Annotated in this window: 3 protein-coding genes and 1 pseudogene; 2 read left to right on the plus strand and 2 right to left on the minus strand. The window is 76.2% G+C overall.

Annotated features, from left to right (window positions below; translation table 11 throughout):
* Nucleotides 1-58: 58 nt before the first annotated feature.
* Nucleotides 59-1,033, plus strand: coding sequence for an ABC transporter substrate-binding protein (locus L7D48_RS20070; protein ID WP_237881004.1), 975 nt, complete (start codon nt 59-61; stop codon nt 1,031-1,033).
* A 79-nt stretch (nt 1,034-1,112) separates the two neighbouring features.
* Here the strand turns inward: L7D48_RS20070 and L7D48_RS20075 are convergent, their stop codons facing one another.
* Together L7D48_RS20075 and L7D48_RS20080 are read right to left on the minus strand one after the other, a co-directional pair.
* On the minus strand, nt 1,113-1,529 hold the full coding sequence (locus tag L7D48_RS20075) for a DUF3592 domain-containing protein (protein ID WP_237881005.1): 417 nt from the start codon (nt 1,527-1,529) through the stop codon (nt 1,113-1,115).
* Nucleotides 1,530-1,577: 48 nt separating this feature from the next.
* Complete coding sequence (locus L7D48_RS20080; RefSeq protein ID WP_237881008.1) at nt 1,578-2,684, minus strand: hypothetical protein; 1,107 nt, start codon at nt 2,682-2,684, stop codon at nt 1,578-1,580.
* A gap of 107 nt (nt 2,685-2,791) precedes the next feature.
* Between L7D48_RS20080 and L7D48_RS20085 the strand changes: the two are divergent.
* Nucleotides 2,792-4,899 (plus strand): annotated as a pseudogene (locus L7D48_RS20085) (helicase-associated domain-containing protein); the annotation flags it as partial.

Below are 4,899 nucleotides of genomic sequence, written 5' to 3' on the forward strand. Positions count from 1 at the left end.
CCCCCGCCGCTCCCGGCGCCCCCGCTTCCGTCCCCGTCAGCACCCGAAAGGCGACACCATGACCCTCGTCCGCCGCCGTACGGCCGCCGCCGGCGCCACCGCGCTGGCCTCCGTCCTCGCCCTGTCCGCCTGCGGCGGGGAGGGCAGCGCCGCCTCCGGGGAGACCCGGACGGTGATGACCGCCCACGGGGAGGTGAAGGTCCCCGCCGAGCCCGAGCGCGTGGTCGTCCTCGACACCGCCGAGCTGGACTCGGCCATCACCCTGGGCGTCAAGCCCGTCGGCTCCACCCGCTCCGACGTGGCCTCCGGCTTCCTGAAGTACCTGCCGAAGGAGAAGGTCGAGGGAATCGAGAACGTCGGCAACATCGCCGCGCCCAACCTGGAGAAGATCGCGGCGCTCAAGCCGGACCTGATCCTGGGCAGCGACATCCGCGACAAGGACCGCTACGACGAGCTGTCGAAGATCGCCCCGACCGTCTTCACCGAGACCACCGGCGCGCCCTGGAAGCAGAACTTCCTGGTCCACGCCAACGCCCTCAACCGGCAGGACGAGGCGGAGAAGGTCATCGACGCCTACGAGGCGAAGACGGCCGAGGTCACCGAGGCGCTCGGCGGCCCGAAGAAGGCCCGGGAGCTGACGGTGAGCGTCGTCCGCTTCGTCGAGGGCGCCGACACCCGCGTCTACGGCAGGCAGAACTACATCGGCTCCATCCTCGCCGACATCGGCGTGAGCCGCCCGGCCATCGCCGACAAGGCCCCCGACGGCTTCTCGGTCGACGTCAGCCCGGAGAAGGTCGACCAGGGCGACGCGGACGTCGTCTTCTACACCTCCTACGGCGACCCGGCGAAGTCCGGCGAGGACAAGGCCGTCGGCGGCGCGCTGTGGAAGAGCATGGAGGCCGTGGAGAACGGCCGCGCCCACCGCGTGGACGACGAGACCTGGATCCAGGGCATCGGCTACACGGCCGCCGACACGATCCTGGAGGAGATGAAGGAGCTGCTGCCCAAGGGCTCCGGCACCTCCGAGGGCTGATCTCCGGCCCCGTCCGCCGGCCGTGCGTCGGTGTGCCCCGCCCGGCCGGTGGACGGACCTCTCCTTCGGACCTCAGGTCTCAGACAGCCGTCGACAGGTAGTGGATCCCGATGGCGCCGAAGGCCAGGCCGACGCCGATCGGCACCAGGCCGAGGGCATACACACTCCTGGGCGGCATCTCGCCGTTCACCACCGCTGCCGCCCTGCCCCGCGGGTCGTAGCGGACCTCGGCGGACTCCCCTATGTGGACGGGTATGACCGGGCGGGCGCCAGTCTCCGCGAGCCGCCGCTCGCCGCCCTCGTCCTGATAGGCGACGATGCTGGACACCCAGCCGCCCGACGTCCAGCGCATGTTCACGCACTCGCCCTCCGTGCGGACGCCGGTCCCCCCTCTGGCGAACCTGCCGTTCCGCACAAGCGGCACCAGGAGTCTCACGCCCAGAAACCCGAGGCCGGCGCTCAGCAGGGTGAAGAGAAGGCCCAGGAACTCCTCCATCACTTCTCCTCCGTCCTCTTCTCTCTGTTCCCTCGGCCGCCGTTCTCCCTATCCCCTCGGCCGCCGCGCCCGCCACAGCAGGTAGAGGGCGCTGGCGACGGCCGCGGCACGCAGCGCCCAGGGCCAGGAGGCGGTGATCGCCTCGCCCAGCGCGCCCTCGGCTATCGGCTCCCCCCAGCGGCCCTCGGTGCGGCCCCACAGCCACACCAGCCCGGCGGCCGCGACCGTACCGGGCACGACCGTCACCGCCCACTTGGCCTCCTGGCGGCTCAACCGGGGCGACCACCAGGCGGCCAGCCATCCCAGGCCCAGCGGAATCAGCGAGCCCATCACCGCGCCCGCCACCAGCAGTGCGGCGGCCGCCAGCTCCACGGCGCCGCCGACGCGCGGCACGCGGGCCGCAGGCGAGGCGCCGCCCGCCGTCTTAGCGGTGCGCGGACGCAGCGGGCGCGGCAGCCGCGCCCATCGGTCACGCCCGGGTGCGTCCGGGATCTCCTCCGTCCCGTCGGCGTCGGCGGCCTGCGCGGCCTCCGCCTTCCGCCGCGCCGCCTCCTTCTCCGGGTCCGGCGGCTGCTCGAGCACCTCCGGCAGCTCGATCCCGCCGTCGAAGCCGCCGACCGGCCGCCGGCCGCCGGGCGCGTACCGGGGGGCGCCCGGTCCTTTGCGCCACCAGTCGGGGTCGCTCTCCTCGGGACCCAGTTCGTGGGCGGGTGCGAGGTGGGGCGGCGAGGCGGCGGTCGGCCGCTCCGGCGGTTTCGGCGGCTTCGGTGACTTCGGCGGCTTCCGCAGCGTGTCACCGCCGCGCGGCGCCGACCCGCCCTCCGGGGCCTCCCGCGCCGACCTGCGCCCCACGAACCTGCGCTCCGCCGGCCGGGACTCCACGGGCCGGGACTCCACCGGCCCGTGCTCCCTGGGCTGCGGCACGGAGACGCCCGTGCCCGCGACCACGTCCTCCGGCCGCCCGATCCCGTCCAGGATCCGGCGCACCCCGGCCGCGGTGTGCGCGCCGCCCGCCTCGGCGCGGCGCCGCTCGATGTCGGCGCGCACCCCGGCCACCAGACGCGCCCGCTCGGCGGCCGTCATGGCCGTGCCGTGCGCCAGATCCCCGATCCGGCTCAGATAGTCGAAGACCAGCTGTTCGCTCTCGATCCCCACCCGACACCTCAGCGGCTACTGGTCCCTGGCATCCGTACGCCACGACCGTACCCGCACCGCCCCCGCGCGGAACCGGTTGTCCACAGGCTGCCGGTAACGTTGTATGGATGACGACAGAGCCCGCAGCAGAGCGCCGAGCGGCTCCCCGCACGCTCGCCGACGAGCTGCGCTCCCGCCCCGACGACGCGCTCGCCACCCTGCTGCGGGCGCGCCCGGACCTGCTCTCGCCCGTCCCCGGCGACCTCTCCCAGCTCGCCACCCGCGCGGGCGCCCGCACCTCGGTGCTGCGGGCGCTGGAGCGGCTGGACCGCTTCGCCCTCCAGACCGCCGAGGCGCTGGCCGTGGCGCCCGACCCCTGCCCGTACGGGGAGCTGGCCGCCCTGCTGCCGGGCGGCGAGGACGAACTGCCGCGCGCACTGGGCCTGCTGCGCGAGCGGGCGATCGTCTGGGGCGGCGACGACCGGCTGCGGCTGGTGCGCACCGCCCGCGAGCTGCTCGCCCCGTCCGCGTCGCGCCCTTCCCCCACCGGCCTGGGCCCGTCCCTGGCCGAGGCCACCGCGGGGATGTCGCCCGGCCGCCTCCAGGAGATCCTGACCGCCGCCGGGCTGCCCACCACCCACGACCCGGTGAGCGCGCTGGAGTCCCTGGCCTCGCTCTTCGGCGACCGGGAACGGATGGACGTCCTGCTGGGACAGGCGCCCGACGAGGCACGGGCCATGCTCGCCAAGCTGGTGTGGGGTCCTCCCTACGGCGAGGTCTCCGAGGTCCCCTCCCCTCCGGTGCGCTGGCTGCTGGACCGCGCCCTGCTGCTGCCGGCCGCGCCCCGCACGGTCGTACTGCCCCGGGAGGTGGCCCTGCACCTGCGCGGCGGCCGTGCCCACCGCGGCCTGGAGCCGCTGCCGCCGCCCGTCGGGCCCGGCCGCGCCCTTGCGCCGGCGGTGGCGGACTCCGCCGGGGCGGGCCAGGCGATGGCCGCGCTGGCGGCCGTCGAGGAGCTGCTGGAGCTGTGGAGCACGGAGGCCGGCGCGCCGCCGGTGCTGCGCGCGGGCGGCCTGGGCGTACGGGACCTCAAGCGCACCGCCGTCGCGCTCGACGTGTCCGAGCCGGTCGCCGCCTTCTGGATCGAACTGGCCTACGCCGCGGGGCTGCTGGCCTCCGACGGCGAGGAGGGCGAGCGGTACGCGCCCACCCCCGCCTACGACGCGTGGCTGGAGGAGCCGCCCGAGCGGCGCTGGACGCACCTGGCCCGCGCCTGGTTGGCGGCCACCCGGCTGGCCGGGCTGGTCGGCGGGCGCGACGCCCGCAGCCGGACACTCGGCGCGCTGGGCCCCGGTCTGGACCGCGGCCCCGCCCCCGAGCTGCGCCGCCGCACCCTGGGCCTGCTGGCCGCCGAGCCCGCGGGGACGGCCCCGGAGGCCGACGCGGTGGCCGCCCGGCTGGACTGGGAGTGCCCACTGCGCGGCGGCGCGGAGCTGCGCGGCCGGATCGTGCGGTGGACGCTGACGGAGGCGGAACTGCTGGGCGTGACCGGGCGCGGCGCACTCACCTCGTACGCGCGCCCCCTGCTGGACGAGCACGCCGCCGACACGGACACCACCGATCCCGAGGCGGCCGCCCAGGACACCGCCGCCTCCCTCCTGGCCCCTCTCCTGCCCGAGCCGCTGGACCACGTCCTGCTCCAGGCCGACCTGACGGCCGTGGCGCCGGGTCCGCTGCGCCGCCACCTGGCCGAGACGCTGAACACCCTGGCCGACGTGGAGTCCAAGGGCGGCGCGACGGTCTACCGCTTCACCCCCGAGTCGGTGCGCCGCGCCCTCGACGCGGGCCACGGCGCCGACGATCTGCACTCCTTCCTGGCCGCCCACTCCCGCACGCCCGTCCCGCAGCCGCTGGCGTACCTGATCGACGACGTGGCGCGGCGGCACGGGCGGCTGCGGGTGGGCGCGGCCGGCTCCTACGTCCGCTGTGACGACGACACGCTGCTCGCCGAGATCGCCGCGGACCGCCGCGCCGCCTCCCTGGGGCTGCGGCTGCTGGCGCCGACGGTGCTGGCCGCCCGGGCGGACCCGGCCACCCTGCTGGAGCGGCTGCGCGCCATGGGGTACGCGCCGGCCGCCGAGTCGGCCGGGGGCGATGTGGTGGTCCACCGCGCCGATGCCCTGCGCACCCCGCCGCGCACCGCGCCGGAGCCGGTGCCGGACGGCCCGCCCAGCCC

Source organism: Streptomyces sp. ICN903 (assembly GCF_022015835.1).
Classification (GTDB): Bacteria; Actinomycetota; Actinomycetes; order Streptomycetales; family Streptomycetaceae; genus Streptomyces; species Streptomyces fenghuangensis.

Bases quoted from the DNA above. Each gene is read 5' to 3' on its own strand.
- L7D48_RS20075 (WP_237881005.1), bottom strand. From the start codon at position 1,529: ATGGAGGAGTTCCTGGGCCTTCTCTTCACCCTGCTGAGCGCCGGCCTC.
- L7D48_RS20070 (WP_237881004.1), top strand. From the start codon at position 59: ATGACCCTCGTCCGCCGCCGTACGGCCGCCGCCGGCGCCACCGCGCTG.